The sequence below is a fragment of the Sphingomonas yunnanensis genome (genome assembly GCF_019898765.1).
GTDB classification, from domain to species: domain Bacteria; phylum Pseudomonadota; class Alphaproteobacteria; order Sphingomonadales; family Sphingomonadaceae; genus Sphingomonas; species Sphingomonas yunnanensis.
The window spans coordinates 516,069-537,032 of the sequence record NZ_JAIOKB010000002.1 but is presented as its reverse complement, the minus strand read 5'-3'; the positions used below and the strand labels follow the sequence as shown (position 1 = coordinate 537,032).

The 20,964-nt window shown below is 71.8% G+C and carries 16 protein-coding genes; 3 read left to right on the top strand and 13 right to left on the bottom strand.

The genetic code is table 11. From position 1 onward, the window contains the following. Positions 1-3: 3 nt before the first annotated feature. The 3 genes from K7957_RS08645 to K7957_RS08635 are packed head-to-tail and all read right to left on the bottom strand — an operon-like array spanning position 4 to position 3,087. Positions 4-1,125, bottom strand: a complete 1,122-nt coding sequence (locus K7957_RS08645) for a lactonase family protein (RefSeq protein WP_246616845.1) — start codon at positions 1,123-1,125, stop codon at positions 4-6. 19 nt (positions 1,126-1,144) lie between these two features. Then, on the bottom strand, positions 1,145-1,519 hold the full coding sequence (locus K7957_RS08640) for a response regulator (protein ID WP_223011559.1): 375 nt from the start codon (positions 1,517-1,519) through the stop codon (positions 1,145-1,147). Further along, positions 1,516-3,087: a sensor histidine kinase gene (locus K7957_RS08635; RefSeq protein ID WP_223011558.1), complete on the bottom strand. Its 1,572-nt coding sequence runs from the start codon at positions 3,085-3,087 to the stop codon at positions 1,516-1,518. The genes K7957_RS08640 and K7957_RS08635 overlap by 4 nt, the downstream gene beginning before the upstream one ends. 105 nt (positions 3,088-3,192) lie before the next feature. On the opposite strand from K7957_RS08635, the gene K7957_RS08630 reads away from it, so the two are divergent. After that, positions 3,193-5,124: a CocE/NonD family hydrolase gene (locus K7957_RS08630; RefSeq protein ID WP_223011557.1), complete on the top strand. Its 1,932-nt coding sequence runs from the start codon at positions 3,193-3,195 to the stop codon at positions 5,122-5,124. 21 nt (positions 5,125-5,145) lie between these two features. Here the strand turns inward: K7957_RS08630 and K7957_RS08625 are convergent, their stop codons facing one another. The 3 genes from K7957_RS08625 to K7957_RS08615 all read right to left on the bottom strand — a co-directional run bounded on the left by K7957_RS08625 (position 5,146) and on the right by K7957_RS08615 (position 6,988). Next, the gene (locus tag K7957_RS08625) at positions 5,146-5,334 is read right to left on the bottom strand and encodes a hypothetical protein (protein WP_223011556.1); all 189 of its coding nucleotides are present in this window, start codon (positions 5,332-5,334) and stop codon (positions 5,146-5,148) included. 115 nt (positions 5,335-5,449) lie between these two features. Further along, complete coding sequence (locus K7957_RS08620) at positions 5,450-5,884, bottom strand: NIPSNAP family protein (protein WP_223011555.1); 435 nt, start codon at positions 5,882-5,884, stop codon at positions 5,450-5,452. 81 nt (positions 5,885-5,965) lie between these two features. Next, positions 5,966-6,988 carry a serine hydrolase gene (locus K7957_RS08615; RefSeq protein WP_223011554.1) on the bottom strand — a complete coding sequence of 341 codons (1,023 nt, stop codon included), beginning with the start codon at positions 6,986-6,988 and terminating at the stop codon, positions 5,966-5,968. A 343-nt stretch (positions 6,989-7,331) separates the two neighbouring features. On the opposite strand from K7957_RS08615, the gene K7957_RS08610 reads away from it, so the two are divergent. After that, positions 7,332-9,410, top strand: a complete 2,079-nt coding sequence (locus K7957_RS08610; RefSeq protein WP_223011553.1) for a M13 family metallopeptidase — start codon at positions 7,332-7,334, stop codon at positions 9,408-9,410. 107 nt (positions 9,411-9,517) lie between these two features. On the opposite strand, the gene K7957_RS08605 is transcribed toward K7957_RS08610, so the two are convergent. The 7 genes from K7957_RS08605 to K7957_RS08575 all read right to left on the bottom strand — a co-directional run bounded on the left by K7957_RS08605 (position 9,518) and on the right by K7957_RS08575 (position 19,382). Next, positions 9,518-10,198: a GIN domain-containing protein gene (locus K7957_RS08605; RefSeq protein ID WP_223011552.1), complete on the bottom strand. Its 681-nt coding sequence runs from the start codon at positions 10,196-10,198 to the stop codon at positions 9,518-9,520. Then, entirely contained in the window at positions 10,186-10,962 is a 777-nt protein-coding gene (locus K7957_RS08600; protein WP_223011551.1) for a head GIN domain-containing protein, read from the bottom strand. The genes K7957_RS08605 and K7957_RS08600 overlap by 13 nt, the downstream gene beginning before the upstream one ends. Before the next feature lie 112 nt (positions 10,963-11,074). Next, the gene (locus K7957_RS08595; protein ID WP_219755021.1) at positions 11,075-11,608 is read right to left on the bottom strand and encodes a CarD family transcriptional regulator; all 534 of its coding nucleotides are present in this window, start codon (positions 11,606-11,608) and stop codon (positions 11,075-11,077) included. 388 nt (positions 11,609-11,996) lie between these two features. Then, the gene (locus K7957_RS08590) at positions 11,997-13,556 is read right to left on the bottom strand and encodes a sulfatase family protein (RefSeq protein WP_223011550.1); all 1,560 of its coding nucleotides are present in this window, start codon (positions 13,554-13,556) and stop codon (positions 11,997-11,999) included. Positions 13,557-13,558: 2 nt separating this feature from the next. Continuing rightward, a complete protein-coding gene (locus K7957_RS08585; RefSeq protein WP_223011549.1) occupies positions 13,559-15,904 on the bottom strand; it encodes a TonB-dependent receptor in 2,346 nt (781 codons plus the stop codon). 200 nt (positions 15,905-16,104) lie between these two features. Beyond that, entirely contained in the window at positions 16,105-16,644 is a 540-nt protein-coding gene (locus tag K7957_RS08580; RefSeq protein WP_223011548.1) for a SixA phosphatase family protein, read from the bottom strand. Continuing rightward, a complete protein-coding gene (locus tag K7957_RS08575; protein WP_223011547.1) occupies positions 16,641-19,382 on the bottom strand; it encodes an ATP-dependent DNA helicase in 2,742 nt (913 codons plus the stop codon). The genes K7957_RS08580 and K7957_RS08575 overlap by 4 nt, the downstream gene beginning before the upstream one ends. Positions 19,383-19,695: 313 nt before the next feature. Here K7957_RS08575 and sucC point away from each other — a divergent pair, with 313 nt between their 5' ends. Further along, entirely contained in the window at positions 19,696-20,895 is a 1,200-nt protein-coding gene (gene sucC / locus K7957_RS08570; protein ID WP_223011546.1) for an ADP-forming succinate--CoA ligase subunit beta, read from the top strand. Positions 20,896-20,964 lie beyond the last annotated feature (69 nt).

The following is a 20,964-nucleotide window of genomic DNA, read 5'->3' as shown; positions in this document are numbered from 1 at the left end:
CCCTCACACCTCCCCGACGAACGCGACGCCGGGCGCGCGCGCCGCGGCGCCGAACGGCGCCAGTTGCCCGTCGCGACCTACCGCGAAGCCGTCGATCGTGCCGCTGCGCTCGTTGGCGACGAGCAGGTGCTGGTCGAGCACGCGCAGGTGGCGCGGCCAGCGCCCGCCGCAGGCGATGTGCTGGATCGGGGTGAGCGCCCCGTCCGCGGCGATCGCATAGACCGCGACGCTGTCGGCGCCGCGGTTCGAGGCGTAGAGCCAGCGCCCGCGCGGGTCGATCGCGATCGCGCCGGCCTGGCTCTTGCCCGCGAACCCCGCGGGCAGCGTCGAGTGGCGCGCCAGCGCGGTGAAGCGGGAATCGGTGCCGCGGCGGAGCACCGTCACGCTGTTGTCGAGCTCGGCGACGAGATAGGCGAGCGGCAGACGCGGGTGGAAGGCGAGATGGCGCGGCCCGCTGCCCGCGACCGCGCGATAGGCGACGCGGGTCTCGCCCAGCCGCGTGCCGGCGGCGTCGAGCCGGTGCGCGAAGATCGTGTCCGCGCCGAGATCGACCGACCACAGCCACTTCCGGTCCGGGCTGAAGCCGACCCAGTGCGCGTGCGGCGCGGCCTGGCGCTCGGCGTCGGCGCCGCGCCCCCGGTGCGCCACCACTTGCGCCGCCGCGCGCGGCAGTCCGGTGCGCGGGTCGAGCGCGATCAGCGCGACGCTGCCGCTGCTGTAATTGGCCACCGCCAACGCGCGCGCGTCGGCGCTCAGCGCGAGGTGGCACGGGTCGGCGCCGCCCGCATCGACCAGCGCGAGCCGCTGCCACGCGCCGCGGCGCTGGCGGAACACGGCGACCTTCCCGGCGCCGCCCTCCTGCACCAGGTAGTGCAGCCCGAGCCGCGGCTGGCGCACCCCCCAGGAGGCGTCGGGGGCGGCGGCCACCGCCGCATGGGCACGCCACGCCCCCGCGGCGGGCGCATAATCGAGCGGGAGCAGCCCCGCGCCGCCCTCCTTGTTGTAGCCGCCCGCGTAGAGCGCGCGGGTGGCGGCGGGAGCGGCCAGCGCGGTTCCCGGCAGCGTGGCGGCAGCGGCCGCGGCACCGAGCAGGGTGCGGCGGGTCAGTTCGAGGTCGCTCGTCATCATCGTCTCCGGGCTCGGCTCATCCTGGCGTGCGCCCCGTCAGCCGCGCGAGGCAGGTCCGCAGCGTCGCCATCGTCAGCGGCTTGTTGAGGTGCGGCGCGTCGGCGAAGGGGGGGTCACGGTCGGCCGCGTCATAGCCGCTGGCGAAGGCGAAGGGCACCGCCGCGGCGCGCAGCGCCGCGGCGACGGGATAGGCCTTCTCCCCGGCGAGGTTGAGGTCGAGCACCGCGACGTCGGGCAGCGCGCCCGCCGCCAGCGCCGCCAGCGCCGCCGCGACCGAGGGCGCCACCGCGACCACGTCCGCGCCGTCGCGCTGGAGCGCGCGTTCGAGCTGGCGCGCGAGCAGATACTCATCCTCCACCACCAGCACGCGCAGTCCGGCGAGCACGCTCACGCCGCGGCGCCTCGCACCAGCGTCTGTGATACCGGCAGCACCATCGCGCAGCGCACGCCGTCGGCGGTGAGCGCATAGTCGACCGTCGCCTCGAGCTGGTAGGGCACAGCGCGCTCGATCAGCTCGCGCCCCTGGCCGACGCGCTCGGGCGAGTCGCCGCGCGCCGGCATGGCGACGCCGCGCTCCTCCCAGTCGAAGCGCAGCCGCGCCCGCTCGCCGGCCGCCACCGGCAGCAGCGCCCAGCGCACCGACAATGTCGCGCCCGGCTGGCTCAGCGCGCCGTATTTCACGGAGTTGGTGATGAGCTCGTGGAGCGCCAGCGCCAGCGTCTGGATCCCGCCCGAGCGCAGCGGCACGCCGCGCGGCCCGGCGAGCGACACGCGCGAGTCGTCGTCGGGCAGCGCGCCGAAGGCGGCGAGCTCGCTGCGCAGCAGCTGGTCGAAGCCGACCCGCTCCAGCCCCTCGATCCGCGACAGGAGCTGCTGCACGCGCGACAGCGCGTCGAGTCGCGCCGAGAAGGCGCGCTCGAAGTCGGTCAGGTCGGTGCTTGCCTCGAGCGTGCTCTCCGCGACCGCCTGGATCACGCCCATCAGGTTGCGCGTGCGGTGCTGCAGCTCGCCGATCAGCATCTGCAGCCGCGCCGCGGCATCGCGCTCCTCGGTGACGTCCTGCGCGATGCCGCCGATGTGGCTGACTCGGCCGTCCGGCGCGCGCAGCGGGAAGGCGGTGTTCTTGAGCCAGCGCACCTTGCCGCTGCCGGGGATGCGCGCGCGGAAATCGTGCGTGACGCGCTCACCCTGGCGGACGCGGCGCAGCGTGGTGGCGGCGAGCTCGCGATCCTCCGCGATGATCGCGGTCTGCCAGTCGAAGCTGAGCGGCGCGCCGCGCCCGCTCGCCACCCCGATCCCGTAGAGCTTCCGCAGCGCCGGGCTGAGATAGGCGAAGCGCGCGCTGTCGATGTCGAAGAGCCACAGCACGTCCGACGAGGCCTCGGCGAACTCGCGGAAGCGCGCCTCGCTCGCGCGCAGCGCCGCCTCGACCCGGTCGCGCTCGGTCGTCTCCTCCACCACCGCGCCGATGCCGACGACCTGATCGCCGTTGCGGATCGGGAAGAAATGCTCGCGCCAACTGCGCTGTTTGTCGCTGTTGGCGGGGGTGCCGCCGTGGACCTCGACGTCGAGCCACGGCTCGCCGGTGTCGATGATCGCGCGCCAGCGCCCCATCAGCGCGTCGATCCCGGCGATGTCGGGCAGCAGCTCGCGCGGGGTGAAGCCGATATGCGCCTCGGGCGGCAGGCCGTTCATCTGCGCGAGGCTGGCGTTGACGCGGACGAAGCGCAGCTCGCGGTCCCAGATGCCGAGCCCGAGCGGCGCGGCGTCGAACAGCGCGTCGAGCGCCGCGGCGGCGCTGGGGGCGGGAGGATGCGCCGGCGCGGCGCCAGCGAGCGACTCGGCCACCGCGGCGCGCAGCGCCGGGCTCCAGCGATCGGGCGCGCCGAGCGGGGTGGACGCCCAGTCGAAGTCACCCAAGGTGGTGACGGCGGGCACAGGAGGATCGGGGACGTGCATGCCGCAACCTATTGTCTCTTCGCAACGAATAGCAGGTCGCGCGGGGCTGCCAAGGGGAGCGCCGCGCGCTTGACCGCGCGCGCGCGTCCCGGCACCTCAGGCGCCATGAACCGCCGCCTCCCGCTCGCCCGCCGCGCCGCTCCCTTCCTGCTCGCCGCCGCGCTGCCCGCGGCGCTGAGCGCGCAGCACGCGCCCACCGACACGATGGCGAACGAGCAGGTCGCCGGCTACGATTGGGTTCGCCCCGAGGCCGATTACGTCCGCCGCACCGAGATGGTGCCGATGCGCGACGGCACGCGGCTCTACACGGTGATCGTCTACCGCAAGGGCGCGCATGACGCGCCGATCCTGCTCAGCCGCACACCCTATGACGCCGACAAGGCGACCAGCCGCAACCGCAGCCAGCATATCGAGGAGATCCTGCCCGTCGCCGACGCCGAGTTCGTCGACGACGGCTATATCCGCGTCTACCAGGACGTGCGCGGGCTGGGGAAGTCCGAGGGCGATTACGTGATGAACCGCCCCCTGCGCGGGCCGCTCAACGCCACCAAGGTCGATCACGCCACCGACGCCTATGACACGATCGACTGGCTGGTGAAGAACGTGCGCGAGAGCAACGGCAAGGTCGGCATCACCGGCTCGTCCTACCTCGGCTTCACCTCGCTGATGGCGCTGATCGACCCGCATCCCGCGCTCAAGGCCGCCGTGCCGCAGAGCCCGATGGTCGACGGCTGGATGGGCGACGATTGGTTCCACAACGGCGCGTTCCGCACCTTCGGCTTCGACTATGACCTGTCGCAGACGGTCAAGACCGGCGGCGGCGCGGTGCCCAAGGGCGGCGGCGACGAATATGCCGCCTATCTCGCCGCCGGCTCGGCGGGCGATTACGCGCGCCGCTACGGGCTGCTCGACCTGCCGGTGGTGCGCAAGGTGCTCGAGCACCCGAGCTATGATTCGTGGTGGCAGGGGCAGGCGGTCGACAAGCTGCTCGGCGCGCGCAAGCTGACGGTGCCGACCATGCTCGTCGTCGGCCAGTGGGACCAGGAGGACAGCTACGGCGCTCCCGCGGTCTACCAGGCGCTCGAGGGCCAGGACCCCGACAACCGGCTGGTCAGCCTGGTGATCGGGCCGTGGCGCCACTCGCAGGTCAATTACGAGGCGCGCGAGCTCGGGCCGCTCAAGTGGGAGGGCGATACCGGCCGGCAGTTCCGCACGCGATGGATGAAGCCGTTCCTCGACTGCCACCTCAAGTCCCGACCGGCGCCGTGCGATACGCCGCCGGTGCTCACCTACGCCACCGGCGAGGACCGCTGGGAGGTGTCGCCGCGCTGGCCGGCGGGGCAGTACAGGCCGCTGTACCTGGCGGGCAACGCGTCGCTGTCCTGGGAGAAGCCCGCGGCGGGGAGCGACAGCTACGTCTCGGACCCGGCCAAGCCGGTGCCGATGCTGCCCCGCCCGGTCCACATGCAGGGCGAGGAGTGGCGCACCTGGCTGGTGCACGACCAGCGCTTCGTCGACGGCCGCCCCGACGTGCTGAGCTACACCGGCGCAGTGCTCGACCGCCCGGTCCACATCAAGGGGGCGCCCAAGGTCGACCTGCGCGCCGCGACGACGGGACGCGACGGCGACTTCGTGGTCAAGCTGATCGACGTCTACCCGGAGGAGAACAGCGCCGAGCCGGCGATGGCGGGCTATCAGCTCGCGCTCGGGATCGAGATTTTCCGCGGCCGCTACGTCGGCGGCTTCGCCACGCCCGCGGCGCTGACGCCGGGCAAGACCTATACGTTCGGCTGGTCGCTGCCCAACGTCGACCATGTCTTCCTGCCGGGGCACCGCATGATGGTGCAGGTACAGTCGTCGCTGTTCCCGCTCTACGACCGCAATCCGCAGAGCTGGGTGCCCTCGATCATGGACGCGCGCCCGCGCGACTACGTCAGGGCGACGCAGACGGTGCGCTGGGGCGGCGACGCGGCGAGCGCGGTGTGGCTGCCGGTGGCGGCGGACCCACAAGCCGGGGCGACGACCGCGGCGAACTGAGCGCCGCGGTCGCGTAGCGGCTCAGCCCCGGCCGCGCAGCGTGTTGAGCACCGCGAGCGCGGCGACGCCGACGAAGGCCGCGCTGGTCCACGGCCGCTCCTTGGCGAAGCCGCGCGCCTTCTCGGTCAGCGGTGCGTCGCCGGTGAAATGCGTCTTGAGCGAGTCGCTGAGCGCGGTCTTCTTGTTCGACGCGGTGGCGGAATCGGCCATGATGTGTCTCCTGCTGGATGCGGGGGCACAACGTGCGAGGCGCGATACGGTGCCGTCGGCGCGCGATAGCGGCTGCGACGGCGAGATCCTCCCCGCGGGCGGGGAGGATCTTCTCTCACTTCAGCCGCAGCGGCGGCGAATAATCGGTCATGGTCATGAACACGCTGTCGACCTTGGTCACGATCTTGCCGTTGACCTCGCTCGCGGCGGCGACCTTCTGCCACTCGGGGTCGGCGCCGAACGCCTTCCAGTCGGCGTCGCGTGCGGCGCGGTCGGGGTAGGCGAGGACGTAGACGACGCGGCCCTCGGGATAGTCGGCGCTGGGCAGCTCGTTCCAATAGGCCACGTTGGTCATGCCGTGGCGCTTGAAGATGCCCAGCGTATGCTCGCGGAAGCGCGTGTTGAGCGCGGCCAGCTTGCCCGGCGCGGGGTAATAGGTGCGCAGCTCGTACAAAGCGGTGCGCGGGTCGAGCGTCGCCTTGGGCGCGGCGGCGGTCAGCGCGAGCGGCGCGAGCAGGGCGAGGGTGAGCGCGATCAGGGCAGGACGCATGCGGCAGGTCTCCGGGACGATGAGGCCGCAGGCTGCGCCGGATTTCGTCGCGACACCAGTGACTCGGATCAATCCGCCGGCTCAGCCGTGCGCGCGCACCACCGCGCGGGTGACGTCCCCCATCAGCCGCAGCCGCGTCGGCAGCGGCGCGCGCGTCCGCGCGATCAGCACCGCCACCGCATAGCGATGCCCGTCGGGCGCGGTGAGCAGCCCGACGTCGTTGGTGCCGGTCGCGGTTCCCGCCAGCTCCTGCCCGGTGCCGGTCTTGTGCGCGAGCGTCCAGCCGCGCCCCAGTCCCGAGCGCAGCCGCAGCGGCCCGGTCCGGCTCGCGCGCATCAGCGCCAGCATCCGCGCGGTCGAGGCCCGGCTCAGCAGCCGCCCCTGCGCCAGCCGCGCCAGCCCGAGCGTGACGCCGTCGGCGGAGGCGCCGTCGGGCGGGCTGGCGACGTAGCGGTCGAGCGCGCGGCGCCGCGCGGCGAGGCTCAGCCGCGCGCGGGCGCGCAGGAAGCCGTCGCCCCCCGCCCAGGAGTCGCGCCACGTCAGCCCGGCGGTGCGCGCCTGGAGCAGCCGCTCGCCGGGACCGAAGGTGACGCCGCTGATCCCCTTGCGCGCGAGCGTGCGACGCACCGCGACGGGGCCGCCGACCTGGCGCAGCAGCACGTCGTTGCACGTGTTGTCGCTGCGCGTCAGCGCGCAGTCGAGCAGGTCGGCGATCGTGATCCGGAGACCGCCCGCGCCGACGCGCGCGCGGATCGGCTGGTGGAACAGGGTGAGGTCGCCGCGCCGCACCGTCACGGTCTCGCGCAGGCCGAGCGCGCCGCGGTCGATCGCGTCGAAGGTGGCGAGCGCGACCCAGAGCTTGCTGACGCTCTGCTGCGGGCGGCGCGTGCCGCCCTGCCACGAGACGGTCCAGCCGCGCTCCACGTCGCGCACCGAGATGCCGACCGCGTCGGGGAAGCGCTGGCCGAGCGCCTCGACCGCGTTGAGCAGCCGCGCCGGCGGCTGCGGTCGCACCGCGCCGCGGTCGCGCGCCGCGGCGGGCGGTGCGGGTGTGGCCAACGCGAGCGCGGCGAGCAGCGGGGCGATCAGGCGGCGGGGGGACATGGGTCAGGCGATCTCACTGTCATAGCCATCAATCGGGCACACGGCGTTGCACGTCGCCTGTGTCGCACTAGCGGCCCTGGGCTCCTGCGTGCGCAGGAGCACTCGTGGGACGACCGTGTTCCTGCGCACGCAGGAACCCAGCGCCGCGCACGAGGCGGTGCTAACAGCGCACCCCGGCCGCCTGAGCCCTCTTGCTCTACCCGCACCATGCCGAAAGAAAAGCGCCCGCCGGCCCAGCACGACCGATCCGACCCGACAGCAGCACTGGCCTATTGCCTCGCCGCGCGCCACGTGCCACCGCGCGCTCATACCAAAAGTTACTATTTCGCCCGGAGACGATCCCGTGACCCTGAAGAGCGTGCTGCTGGCCGCGACCGCCGGCCTCGTCCTCGCCGCCCCCGCGCTGAGCCGCGACCAGCAGGCCGCGCCCGCGCCCAACGTCGCCGCGGCGCCCGACGCGGGCGCGACCCGCTACGGCGCCTGGGGCTTCGACCTCACCGGCATGGACCGCGGCGTCCGCCCCGGCGACGACTGGTTCCGCTTCGTCAACGGCGCCTGGGTGGCGCGCACGCAGATCCCGGCGGACCGTTCCTCCTACGGTGCCTTCGCGGTGCTGCGCGAACTCTCCGAGCAGCGGCTGCGCGCGCTGATCACGGGCTATAGCGCGAGCGACGCCGCGCATCCCGACCGCGCCAAGGGGGCGCTGCTCTACACCGGCTTCATGGACACCGCCGCGGCCGAGCGCGCCGACGCGGCGCCGCTGACCGAGCGGCTGCGCCCGATCGCCGCGGCGGCGAGCAAGGACGATATCGCGCGGCTGATGGGGCGCTCGGTCGGCGGCTTCGGCGCCAGCTTCGTCAGCGCCGGGGTGAGCGACGACGCCAAGCGGCCCGAGGTCTACGCGCTCTACCTGCGCCAGTCGGGGCTCGGCCTCGGCGACCGCGAGCTGTACCTCGATCCCAAGTTCGCGCCGCAGGTGGCGCGCTACCGCCGATATGTCGCGCAGATGCTGACGATGGCGAACTGGCCCGACGCCGCCGCCGCGGCAGAGCGCGTGGTCGACATGGAGACCAGGCTCGCGCAGGCGCACTGGACCCGCGCCGAGAGCCGGGACCGCGACAAGACGTACAATCCGATGACGCTCACCGAGCTGAAGGCGCAGGCCCCGGGCTTCCCGTGGGATGCTTATTGGCAGGCGGCTGGGCTCGGCGCGGCGGACCGCGCGATCGTCGCACAGAACACCGCTTTCCCCAAGATCGCCGCATTGTTCGCCGCGACCGATCTCGCCACGCTCAAGGCCTGGGCGGCGTTCCGCACCGTGGACGACGTCGCGCCTTTGCTGTCGCGCCGCTTCGTCGACGCCGAGTTCGACTTCCGCTCCAAGTTCCTCAACGGCCAGCCGCAGCAGCGCGAGCGCTGGAAGCGCGCGGTCGGCTTCACCGAGAACGCGATCGGCGAGGGCATCGGCCGCGACTATGTCGCGCTCTACTTCCCGCCCGAGTCGAAGGCGAAGATGGACACGCTGGTCGGCAACCTGCGCGTCGCGCTCGCCGGACGGATCAGGAACCTCGCCTGGATGAGTCCCGCGACCAAGACCCAGGCGCTCGACAAGCTGCAGGGCTTCACCGTCAAGGTCGGCTACCCCTCGACGTGGCGCGATTATACCGGACTGGAGGTGCGCGCGGGCGATCTCGTCGGCAACGCCGAGCGCGCCACCCGGTTCGAGTGGGACTATGACCGGGCCCGGATCGCGCGCCCGGTCGACAAGGCCGAGTGGGGCATGACGCCGCAGACGGTCAACGCTTACTACAGCTCGGTCAAGAACGAGATCGTCTTCCCCGCGGCGATCCTCCAGCCGCCCTTCTTCGACCCCCAGGCGGACGACGCGATCAACTATGGCGGAATCGGCGGCGTGATCGGCCACGAGATCAGCCACGGCTTCGACGACCAGGGCCGCAAGTCGGACGGGCGCGGCGTGCTGCGCGACTGGTGGACCGCGGAGGATGCGACCCAGTTCGAGGCGCAGGCGGCGCGGCTCGGCGCGCAGTACGAGGCCTATAGCTTCCCCGGCCTGCCCGGCGTCCATATCAACGGGCGCGCCTCGATGGGCGAGAATATCGGCGACCTCGGCGGCGTGCTGATCTCGCTCGACGCCTACCATGCCTCGCTCGGCGGGAAGCGCGCGCCGGTGATCGACGGCTTCACCGGCGACCAGCGCTTCTTCCTCGGCTGGGGGCAGGTGTGGCGCACCTTGTTCCGCGACGAGGCGCTGCGCCAGCAGCTCGTCAGCGACCCGCACTCGCCGGGGCAGATCCGCGCGGTCAATCCGCTGCGCAACGTCGACGCCTGGTATGCGGCGTGGAAGATCGATCCGTCGCAGAAGCAATATGTCGCGCCGAAGGATCGTGTGCGGATCTGGTGAGGGAGCGTCGCGTCCTGACGTGAGTCGACGGCGCGCCCGTCATCCCGAACACGTCCGGGATGACGGGGAGAGGCAGACTTGGCACGTGCCTCAGCAGCGGCTGCGTCTCACCGCCCGCACGTCGCCGAAGCGGGCGGCACCGCGCGCATCTCGCAGCGCGGCCGGCCGGAGACGCTGACCTGCGCGTTCTGGATCGCCACCACCGTCGCCGCCTGGGACGCCGCGCCGCGCACGATCGAGTCGCCCGCGCCGCGCACCGTCAGCCGCTGCGTCGCCAGCGCGCGCGCGTCGATCGTGCCGATGCCGTTGGCGATCAGCGTCGCGTCGGGCGAGCGACCGGCCAGCGTGACCGTCGCGTCGCCTGCCAGTGTCGCGCTGAGTCGTGCCGCGTCGAGCGCGGCCACGTCGATCGACCCCGCCGCGGCCGACAGCTCGACGCGCTCGCCGCGCATCGCCGCGATCGTCACACGCGCCGCGGCATAGACCGCGACGGCGGTGAGCCGCGGCGCGACCACCGTCACCACCGCGCCGGCGCTCGCCGCCCCGCCGCGCAGGACCAGCGTTCCCCCGCTCGCCTCGACCCTCAGCGTGTCGAGCGCCGCCGGATCGGCCGCGCTGGCGGAGACGCCGGTGCCCGCGCCGTCCGACGCCGCGACGACGACTCGTACCGTCGCGGGCGTCTCTACCCGCAGCCGCTCGACCGTGGCGACCGGCCAGCGCCGCTCCGCCGCGCTCGCCGGCGCGGCGGCGAGCGCGAGCAGCGCAGCGGCGAGGATCAGCCGCCGCACCGCACGCTGCCCGACCCCATCTTGCGCACCGAGCAGCGCGCGCGCGGCCCGAGGTCGACGTCGCCCGACCCCATCGCCATCACCTCGGCCTGGCCGTCGACCGTGGCGCGGACGCTGCCCGATCCCATCACCTTGATGTCGGCGGCCTTGGCGACCAGCCGCTCGCCCGCCACGTCGCCCGAGCCCGCGATCGACGCTTCGAGCCGATCGCTCTCGCCCGCCAGCGTCACGTTGCCCGAGCCAGCGATCGACAGGTCGAGCGTGCCCGAGCGCCCGGTGAGCGCGGCGTTGCCCGAACCGGCGATTGAGACGTCGGCCTGCTCGGCACGCAGCGCCGCCACGGTAAGGTTGCCCGAGCCCGCCAGCTTCGCCTTGAACGCGCGCGCCTCGACTCGATCGACCGAGAGGTTGCCCGACCCCGCCAGCGTTGCGCCGGTGATCGTCGGCATCGTCACCGTCACCCGCGCGTGCCCGCGCGAGCGGCCGTTGCGGCGCGACACCCGCAGCGTGCTGCCGTCGCGCGTGATCTTGAGCTTGTCGAGCGCCTCGGTGTCGCCCTCGGCGGTGACCGCGAAGCCGCCGCCAACCCGCACGCTGACGTCGTCGCTACCGGCGAGCTCGACCGAGTCGAAGCCCGACGCCGCGTAGCTGCGCTGGTTGCCGCTGCCCGTGGCCGGGATGCCGGGCCGATCGTCCGTGTCGACGCTGAAGCTGTTGCCGCAGGCCGCCAGCGGCAGCAGTACGGCGGCGATGATCGCGCGCATGTCCTCTTCTCCCGAACGTGTATTGCACCACTAATACACAACGTGGCGACGCGCAAACGAAAAGGGGCGGCCCGCGGACCGCCCCCCTCGTCATTTGACCCGATGCGGCGGGTTACGCCGGCACCTTGTCCTTGTTGTAGATCGCCGCGGCCTTGCGGAGGATGTCGAGGATCTTCTCCTGCGCCGCCGGCTCGTCGATCTGCTCCATCGCGGCGAGCTCGCGCGCGAGGCGGCTGCACGCGCCCTCGAAGATCTGGCGCTCGGAATAGCTCTGCTCGGGCTGGTCGTCGGCGCGGAACAGGTCGCGCACCACCTCGGCGATCGAGACGAGGTCGCCCGAGTTGATCTTCGCCTCATATTCCTGCGCGCGACGCGACCACATCGTCCGCTTCACCTTGGGCTTGCCCTTGAGCGTCTCCATCGCCTCGCGCATCGTCTTGTCCGACGAGAGCTTGCGCATGCCGACCGATTCGGCCTTGTTGGTGGGGACGCGCAGCGTCATCCGCTCCTTCTCGAACCGCAGCACGTACAGCTCCAGCTGCATGCCCGCGATCTCCTGTTTCTGCAGCTCGATCACACGGCCGACCCCGTGCTTGGGATAGACGACATAGTCACCGACATCGAAATGCAGAGCCTTGGCAGCCATAGGAGGCCTTTCCAATGTTAGGGCTCCCGCAGTCCGCTGCGACCCGCGCCGGCAAGCACCGCGGAACGGACTGACGAGGGGAGCAGAAGGTTTGACGTCTCCAGGGACGCGAGAACGAATGCGCCCGTGCCGGCCTCTTATAGCAACTCGGCAATAAAATTTCCAGCCCCATTGGGGCAGGGAGGCTGACGCGAGGGAACCTTTTTACAGTTTCGCGTCACCCGATGCGGGGAGATGCCCCGGTCCGGTGCGGTTGGAGAGCGGTCGGGTATGTCCGAAGCACGAGCGTGCTCCTGCACAAGTAGGAGCCCAGAGCCACGAACGCCGCCCCCGGAGCTGCGGGCTTCGGCGTTCGCTGGAGCACGCTTCAGCTTCGATAAGGCGGACGCTAGCCGGCCCGCGGCGGGCGGAAGAAGCCGGGCGCGAAGGGCGCCTGACGCGGCCCGCGCGGGTCGCGCAGGTCGTTGCGCACGCCCGCGTCGGCGCTGAGCGGGATCGCCATGCCGCCGGTCGTCTCCAGCAGCGCGAACAGCTTGCTGCTCATCCGCGCGGCGAGGTCCTCGTGGCCGGGGCGGGCGAGCAGATTGTCGCTCTCGTGCGGGTCGGCGGCGAGGTCGTACAGCTCGTCCAGATCCCAGATGCCGTGGAAGTGCATGTACTTGTACCGGTCCTCGCGGAGCGCATGGACGGTCGGGGTCTGCGGGAAGTTGCGCTCCCAATAATATTCGTAGAGCAATTCGCTGCGCCACGGCACCGCGCCGCCGCGCGCCAGCGGCAGCATGTTCGCGCCCGCCATGTCCGCGGGCGCGCGCAGCCCGGCGGCGGCGAGCATCGTCGGCGCGACGTCGATGTTGGCGACCACCTGCTCCACCACGCTGCCCGCGGGGAACAGCGCCGGGCAGCGCGCCAGCATCGGCACGCGCATCGATTCCTCATAGGCCGCGCGCTTGTCGATCAGCCCGTGCTCGCCGAACATGAAGCCGTTGTCGCCCATGTAGAGGATCAGCGTGTCGTCGAGCTCGCCGCGCTGCTCGAGCAGGTCCATGATCCTGGCCAGGCCCTCGTCGACCGCGAGCAGCGTCTCCATGTAGCGCTTGTAATAGTCACCGATGTCGAGCGTGCCGTGATAGGGGTAGCCGACGCCGTGCCAGCTGTTGCGCTGGTTCTCGACCCACATCGGGCGACCCGTGACGCCCGGCTTCATCGACCCCGGATAGCGAAAGGTCTCCTTGTCGTAGCGGCCCTTGTGGCGCTCCGCCGGGATGAACTCGGAGTGCACCGCCTTGTGCGCGAGGTGCATCATCCACGGCTTGCCCTTGGGGCGCTCGCCGAGCCAGTCGAGCGCATAGTCGGTCAGCTCGTCGGTGATATAGCCCTTCTGCGGTACCTTCCGACCGTCGACGTTGAGCCCGTTCGCCTCGGGCAGGTAGCTGCCCTGGCCGCGGAAGCTGACCCAACGGTCGAAGCCGGGCTGGGGCGAGTCGCCCTCCTCGCCCATATGCCACTTGCCGATGAAGGCGGTGTCGTAGCCGGCGGCCTGGAGGTACTCGGGATAATAGACGAGCCCGGGCGGGATCGGGTGGTTGTTGTCCACCACCTTGTGCTGGTGCGCGTAGAGGCCGGTGAAGATCGAGGCGCGGCTCGGCGAGCACAGAGCCGTGGTGACGAAGGCATTGCGGAAATGCGTGCCCTCACGCGCGAGCCGGTCGAGCGTCGGCGTGTCGCCGAAATCCTGCGCCTTCATGAAGCCCATCGCGTCGTAGCGATGGTCGTCGGTCAGCACGAACAGGATGTTGCGCGGGCGGGCGCCCGACACGCGCGCGAGCCGGCGCGAGCGGCGCGGCACCGGCGTCGCCGCCTCCGCCGCGCCCGCCGCCCAGCTGTACAGCCCGAACGCCCCGCCCGTCCCCGCCAGCAGCACGCCGCGCCGGCTCGTATCCTCCGCCATCGTCAGAAATCCTTGCGCAGCAGCAGCCCGGCATAGCGCCGGTCGTCGCGCGGCACGAATCGCACCGTGCCAGCGAACGAGCCGTTGGCGAGGAAGCTGGCATAGGATTGGTCGGTGATGTTCTTGACGTACGCGCGCAGCTGCCAGCCGTCACCGGGGCGGATCAGCGCCACGCTGGCGTTCCAGATCGCATAAGCGGGCTGGATCGTGCTCGGCGTCTGGTTGAGCGAATATTGCGTCTTGGAGCTGAAGCTGACGTCGCTCTGCAGCTCCATCGACAGCGAGTCGCTCAGCGCGAAGCGGTAGGCGGCATTCTCGTACAGCTTGACGCGCGGCGCGAAGGGCAAAGGCTGGCCGTTGATGTTGCAGCTGGTCGGCGCGCCGGTCGGGCAGAGGAAGTCGCGCACCGTGGCGTCGGTGAAGGCGCCGGAGAGGTCGACCGTCAGCCCCGCGGTCGGGCGCAGCGTCACGTCGGCCTCGACCCCGCGCGAGCGCACCGAGCCCGCGTTGATCAGCCGGGTGACCTGCGCGCCGTCGACGACGTCGTTGAAATTGGCCTGATAGCCGTCGAACGTCGTGGTATAGGCCGCGAGGCTGTAGCTCAGCGCGCGGTCGGCGGTGCTGCCCTTGAGCCCGATCTCGAACGAGTCGCTCGTCTCCGGGCTGAGCGGCAGCTCGTCGAGCAGGGTCGTCGCGTTGAGCGAGCGCATGTTGAAATAGACGTTGTACGCCGGCCCCTTGTAGCCGCGCGAGTAGGTGAAATAGGTCTGCGCGCGCGCGCCGAGATCGAGCTGGAGGCCGAGGCGGTAGCTGTCGCCGCGCCGGTCGGTGCTGCCGCTGGCGTTGTGATAGGCGCGGATCGCGGGACGATCGAGCGCGGCCGCGCCGCTGTTGGTCGGGTCGTTGCTCGACGTGCGGACATGGTAGAAGTCGAGCGTGTCCCAGGTCGAGCGATAGCCGGCGATGGCGCGGAAAGCGGAACTGAAGTTGACGTTGGCCTCGCCGAACAGAGCGTAATTGTGGCTGGTGATACCATAATTGGCGACGCCGACGGTGGTGAGCGGCGCGCCCGCGGTCAGCGTGGTGAGCGTGCGCTGGTAGCGCTCGTCGGTCTCGCCGCGCAGGTAATAGGCGCCGACGACATAGTCGATCAGCCCGCCGCGCGGCGAGGTGAGCCGCAGCTCCTGCGAGAATTGCTTGCTGTTCACCGTGCCGTCGTCGAGCCCCTGCGGGAAGGCGGTGCTCAGCCCGGTCAGCCCGTCATAGTCCTGGCGCTGGTGGTTGAGCCACTGGCGCCACGCGGTGATCGAGGTGACCTGATAGTCGCCCAGCCCGAGCTCGGCGGTGAGCGAGCCGCCGTAATTCTCGTCGCGCACGTCGGTGTCGATGTCGGTCGCGTTGGCGCGGTTGCTCGGCGAGGGGGTGATCCCCCGCGCACCCAGCGCCGCGATCAACGGCGCCGAGGTGGTCACCGCGCGGCTCGGATAGGCGATCTGGCTGGCGGAGGCGTAGACCGCCGCGACCGTCTCCCTCGTGTTGAGATAGTCGCCGATCGCGGTGAGCTTGAGCGTCTCGGTCGGGGTCGCGACCAGCTTGGCGCGGACGCCGTAGCGGCGCGAGGCGTTGGTGTCGTTGCCGGTCACGACGTTGCGCGTGTTGCCGTCGAAATCGTCGTAGAGGCCGCCGATCAGCGCGGCGAGCTTGCCCGGGATCAGCGGCCCCGACACACCCGCCTTGACGCGATATTCCTCGTCGGTGGTGGCGCCGAGCTCGCCGAAGGCGGCGAAGCTGTCGCCGGGATCGCGCGTGACGATATTGACCACGCCGGCCGAGGCGTTCTTGCCGAACAACGTCCCCTGCGGCCCGCGCAGCACCTCGATCCGCTCGACCTCGCCGAGATCGAGCGTCGCCTGGCCCGGGCGGGTGAGCACCACGCCGTCGAGCACGGTCGAGACCGAGGGCTCGACGCCGGGCGAGGTGGTGATCGTGCCGACGCCGCGGATGAAGATCGTGCGGTCCTTGTTCGACGCGCCGGTGCGGAAGTTGACCGAGGGGATCGCGGCGGTGATCGCCTGGACGTTGTTGAGCTGGCGCTCGGCGAGCGAGGCGCCGCTGATCGCGGTGATCGCGATCGGCACCTGCTGGAGCGACTCGTTGCGGAAGCGCGCGGTGACGACGACGTCGCCGTCGGCGGGAGCGGGGTTGGCGCTCGCAGAGGAGATCGTGGCAGTCTGGGCCGCAAAGGTGTCCTGCGCCGGCGCGTCGGGCGCCTGCTGCGCCGTCGCGGGCAGCGCCACGGCGAGCCCCGCGGTGGTGGTGAGGAACGCGAACAGACGGCGACGGTGCATGGAATCTCCCCTTTGCGATCAATGTGCTTGTAAAAGCCGACCTCGTCGATGGGGAATAAAGAAGCACATGCGCCCCGCGCACCCGGGCTTTAGTGGGGTGTGCTAGATCTCGCCGCCTGTGGGGAGGGAAAACACTGGGTCGATGCCGCTCGATCCTCCCCTTGCAGGGGAGGATCTCACACTGCGTCCGCGAGGAACCGCTACTCCCCGTCCGGACCCAAGGTCGCGTCGATGTCGCGCGGGCGGACGAAGCGGGTCAGCGTCGCGCCGCCGCACGCCGCGTCGCTCCAGCCATCGACCGCGAAGGTCAGCTCGGCCAGCGTCGCCGTGGGGTATTTCTCCTCCACCGCGTCGCGCAGCCCGCCCGGCGCCTCGGGCACCAGCCCTAGCACCAGCTCTTCCAGCCCGGGGTTGTGGCCGACCAGCAGCAGCGTCTCCGCCGCGTCGTCCTGCTCGTGCACCACGTCGAGCAGCGTCGCCGCCGAGGCGAGGTACAGCCGCCGGTCCCAATCGGGCGCCAGCGCGCGGCCGAGCCCGCGCTCGAGCTCGTCGATCGTCTCGCGCACGCGCACCGCGGGGGAGGCGATCACGCGGTCGAACTCGAGCCCCATCGCCTTGATCTCGCGCCCCATCGCCTGCGCGGCGCGGCGGCCCTTGGGGTTGAGCGGGCGATCGAGGTCGCGCGGCACGCCGTCGTCCCAGCCCGACTTGGCGTGGCGCAGCAGCGTCAGCGTCTTCATTCGGGCAGCTCCGCTCGGGCGTCGTGAGGGTCGGCCTCATGCCCGATCGGCCCGGCGGTGGAAAGCCGCTGCCGCACGCGGTTCACCGCCTCGTCGAGCGGCACGCGGGACACCCGCACGCCCGGCGGAAACGCGTCGAGCAGCCGAGACGGCATCGCCGCCGACAGCAGCACGAACAGGCCCGCGTCGTCGCCGCGCCGGATCAGCCGCCCGAACGCCTGCGCCAGCCGCGCGCGCACGATGCGGTCGTCGTAGGCGCTCCCGCCGCCGGCGAGCCGGCGCGCGGCGTGGAGCACGGTCGGCTTGGGCCAGGGCACGCCCTCCATCACCACCAGTCGCAGCGACTGGCCGGGCACGTCGACGCCGTCGCGCAGCGCGTCGGTGCCGAGCAGGCTGGCGTGCGGATCGTCGCGGAAGATGTCGACCAAGGTGCCCGTGTCGATCGGGTCGACGTGCTGCGCGTGGAGCGGCAGCCCGGCGCGCGCGAGCCGGTCGGCGAGACGCGCGTGGACCGCGCGCAGCCGGCGGATCGCGGTGAACAGCCCGAGCGCGCCGCCGCCCGACGCCTCGATCAGCCGCGCATAGGCATTGGCGAGCGCGGGCACGTCGCCGCGCTTGACGTCGGTGACGACCACCACCTCGGCGTTGCGCGCGTAGTCGAACGGGCTCGGCGCGGCGAAGCGGCCCGGCGCGCGCTGCAGATGCGGCGCACCGACTCGCGCCTCGGCGGTCTCCCAGTCGCCGCCCGCGGTGAGCGTCGCCGAGGTGACGAGCGCGCCGTGCGCCGGCTTGAGCACCGTCTCGGCGAAGGGGAGCGTCGGGTCGAGCCAGCGGCGGTGCAGCCCGATATCATATTCGCGCCCCTCGCCACGCTCGACCGCGAGCCAGTCGACGAAGCGCGGGTCTGCCGGACCGCCGACGCGCGCCAGCAGCGCGAGCCACGCCGCGACGGTCTCGGCGCGCCAGCCGAGCGAGGCGATCGCGCCCTCGACCCGCGCGCGCGCCGGCGCGTCCATCCAGTCGGGTGCGTCGGCGAGCACCGCCTCGAGCCGTTTGCCCAGCGCCACCATCGGGCGCACCAGCGAGTCGAGCGCGTGCGCGGCGGGCGCCGCCGCCTCGATCAGCTCGGGGGTGGGCTCGGCGAGCTCGGTCTCGAGCCCGTAGCCCGCGTCGGCGTCCTGCTCGGCGCGCGCGTAGGCGAGCCCGCGCACCGCGGCGAGCAGCGTCTCGATCGCGCCGAACGGCTGCCCTTCGGCGACTCGCTGGAGCCAGCCGTCGGCGGCGAGCGCCCCCGCCGCCGCGACGATCTCGGTGATCGCGCGCGCGCCCTGCTCGTCGTAGCTGGCGAGGTCGGACAGCCGCGCCTGGAGCCCGCGCCGCCGCCCGCGCGCGTTGCCCTCGGGGCCGACGATCCAGCGGCGCAGCTCGATCGTCTCCTGCCCGGTCAGCGCGGTGCCGAACATCGCGTCGGCGGCGTCGAACAGATGGTGCCCCTCGTCGAACACGTAGCGCGTCGGCCGGGTCGCGGTCTCGCGCCCGCGCGCGGCGTTGACCATCACGAGGGCGTGGTTGGCGATGACGAGGTCGGCCTCGGCCGAGGCGCGCGCGGCGCGCTCGATGAAGCAGCGGCGGTAATGCGGGCAGCCGGCGTAGACGCACTCGCCGCGCCGGTCGGTCAGCGCGGCCGAGCCGTTGCGGCGGAACAGCGTGACGAGCCAGCCCGGCAGGTCGCCCCCCACCATGTCGCCGTCGTCGCTATAGGCCGCCCAGCGCGCCACCAGATGCGCCAGGATCGCCGCGCGCCCGGCGAAGCCGCCCTGCAGCGCGTCCTCGAGGTTGAGCAGGCAGAGATAATTCTCGCGCCCCTTGCGCGTCACCACGCGCGCCTTGCGCACCGCGCGATCGGGGTGGAGCCGCCGCGTCTCATGCCCGAGCTGGCGTTGCAGCGCCTTGGTATAGGTGGAGATCCACACCGCGCCGCCGGCCTGCTCGGCCCACAGGCTGGCGGGGGCGAGATAGCCGAGCGTCTTGCCGATCCCGGTCCCCGCCTCGGCGAGCACGAGGTTGGGCATGTCGCGCGCCGCCCGCGGCGCAAACGCGGCTCCCGCGGCCGCGGCGTAAGCGCGCTGGCCGGTCCGCACCTCGGCGTCGCCGCCGACGAGCGTCGCAAGCCGCTCGATCACCGCGGCGTCGTCGAGCGTCACCGCGCGGGGGGCAGGGCGGGGCGCGGTCTCCTGCCACTCGGGCAGGCGCGAGAACAGCCAGCGCTCGTGCTGCGCCGGCTTGGCGATCCGCGGCGCGACGATCGGCGCCCACGGCCAGCGCGCGCGGGTGAGCGACTGTGCGGCGGTCCAGGCGCCCTCGCGCTCGGACCAGTCGCTCGCCTGCGTCACCGCGAGCAGCCGCTCGGCCGCGACGGCGAGAAAGGCGGCGACGTCTTCATCGCGCGCCGGGGCGTCGAGCCCGGCCACCTGCGCGATCCCGCGCGGGGTCGGCACCGCGAAACGCGCGGGGTGGAGGAAGGCGAACAGCTCGAGCAGGTCGAGCCCCGACAGCTCGGCATAACCGAGCCGCTGCGCCACCAGCGGGGCGTTGAGCAGGATCACCGGCGTGTCGGCGGCGAGCCGGATCGCCTCGCCGCGCGAGAGCGCGCGCGTCTCGCCGGCGCGCGCCACCCACACGCCCGAGTGGCTGGCGTGGAGGGCGGGGTGCGGCAGCGCGGGGAAGGGCGACGTCACGCTCTCGCTCTGCGCCAAGTGGAACAGATCGGCAACCGCAAAGGCGTGTTGTGGTGCTCGGTGGTGGCGCGGTCCGCCGGCGCGCGGGGGAGAGCAAGTGCAGCGTCATCAGGCACCTCCGCCCGCCACGACGGCGCCCTCGCGCCGTCAAACGCAAATTCACATGCCCGTGCCACCCTTCTCACACTCTAATGCTATCGCCTCGCAACTGCGTCCCGTGTTTCGGAAAGCCAAACCGCGGGGTGGATTCCCCTGCCGCAAGCGCCTAAGGCACGCTCCAGTCTAGTCTGTCCTGCTGTGTCGGAGACCGCGCATGAACATCCACGAATATCAGGCCAAGGAGCTGCTCGCGAAGTTCGGCGTGCCCGTGCCCGCGGGCTTCGCCGCGATGAGCGTGGAGGAGGCGGTCGCCGCCTCCAAGAAGTTGCCCGGGCCGCTCTACGTGGTGAAGGCGCAGATCCACGCCGGCGGACGCGGCAAGGGCAAGTTCAAGGAGCTGTCGCCCGAGGCCAAGGGCGGCGTCCGTCTCGCCAGGACCGAGGACGAGGTGCGCCACGCCGCCACCGAGATGCTCGGCAACACGCTGGTGACGATCCAGACCGGCGACGCCGGCAAGCAGGTCAACCGCCTCTACGTCACCGACGGCGTCGACATCGCCAAGGAATTCTACCTCGCGCTGCTCGTCAATCGCGCCACCGGCCGCATCTCGTTCGTCGCCTCGACCGAGGGCGGCATGGACATCGAGACGGTCGCGCATGACACGCCCGAGAGGATCCACTCGATCGACGTCGACCCGGTGACCGGCTTCCAGCCGCACCACGGCCGTGCGGTCGCGGGCGCGCTCCAGCTGAGCGGCGATCTCGCCAAGCAGGCGGCCAACGTCGCGGCGAAGCTGTACGACGCCTTCCTCGGCACCGACGCCGAGCAGATCGAGATCAACCCGCTGGCGGTCACCGACGACGGCAAGCTGATGGTGCTCGACGCCAAGGTCGGCTTCGACGGCAACGCGATGTTCCGCCACAAGGACCTCGCCGAGCTGCGCGACGAGACCGAGGAAGACGCCGCCGAGCTGGAAGCGTCCAAGTACGACCTCGCCTATATCAAGCTCGACGGCGACATCGGCTGCATGGTCAACGGCGCCGGCCTCGCCATGGCGACGATGGACATCATCAAGCTCAACGGCATGTTCCCCGCCAACTTCCTCGACGTCGGCGGCGGCGCGAGCAAGGAGAAGGTGACGGCGGCGTTCAAGATCATCCTCGCCGATCCGGCGGTGAAGGGCATCCTCGTCAACATTTTCGGCGGCATCATGAAGTGCGACATCATCGCCGAGGGCATCGTCGCCGCGGCGAAGGAAGTGAACCTGTCGGTGCCGCTGGTCGTGCGCCTCGAGGGCACGAATGTCGACAAGGGCAAGGAGATCCTGTCCACCTCCGGCCTCGCGATCGTCCCCGCCAACGACCTGGGCGACGCCGCGCAGAAGATCGTCGCCGAGGTGAAGAAGGTCGCCTGAGTGAGGAGGGGCGGCGCCTGGTGGCGTCGCCTCACACCCTTCGGGCACCCCTCTCTCTTCCGTCATCCC

Bases quoted from the DNA above. Each gene is read 5' to 3' on its own strand.
- K7957_RS08645 (WP_246616845.1), bottom strand. From the start codon at position 1,125: ATGACGAGCGACCTCGAACTGACCCGCCGCACCCTGCTCGGTGCCGCG.
- K7957_RS08635 (WP_223011558.1), bottom strand. From the start codon at position 3,087: ATGCACGTCCCCGATCCTCCTGTGCCCGCCGTCACCACCTTGGGTGAC.
- K7957_RS08630 (WP_223011557.1), top strand. From the start codon at position 3,193: ATGAACCGCCGCCTCCCGCTCGCCCGCCGCGCCGCTCCCTTCCTGCTC.
- K7957_RS08625 (WP_223011556.1), bottom strand. From the start codon at position 5,334: ATGGCCGATTCCGCCACCGCGTCGAACAAGAAGACCGCGCTCAGCGAC.
- K7957_RS08620 (WP_223011555.1), bottom strand. From the start codon at position 5,884: ATGCGTCCTGCCCTGATCGCGCTCACCCTCGCCCTGCTCGCGCCGCTC.
- K7957_RS08615 (WP_223011554.1), bottom strand. From the start codon at position 6,988: ATGTCCCCCCGCCGCCTGATCGCCCCGCTGCTCGCCGCGCTCGCGTTG.
- K7957_RS08600 (WP_223011551.1), bottom strand. From the start codon at position 10,962: ATGCGCGCGATCATCGCCGCCGTACTGCTGCCGCTGGCGGCCTGCGGC.
- K7957_RS08595 (WP_219755021.1), bottom strand. From the start codon at position 11,608: ATGGCTGCCAAGGCTCTGCATTTCGATGTCGGTGACTATGTCGTCTAT.
- K7957_RS08590 (WP_223011550.1), bottom strand. From the start codon at position 13,556: ATGGCGGAGGATACGAGCCGGCGCGGCGTGCTGCTGGCGGGGACGGGC.
- K7957_RS08585 (WP_223011549.1), bottom strand. From the start codon at position 15,904: ATGCACCGTCGCCGTCTGTTCGCGTTCCTCACCACCACCGCGGGGCTC.
- K7957_RS08580 (WP_223011548.1), bottom strand. From the start codon at position 16,644: ATGAAGACGCTGACGCTGCTGCGCCACGCCAAGTCGGGCTGGGACGAC.
- sucC (WP_223011546.1), top strand. From the start codon at position 19,696: ATGAACATCCACGAATATCAGGCCAAGGAGCTGCTCGCGAAGTTCGGC.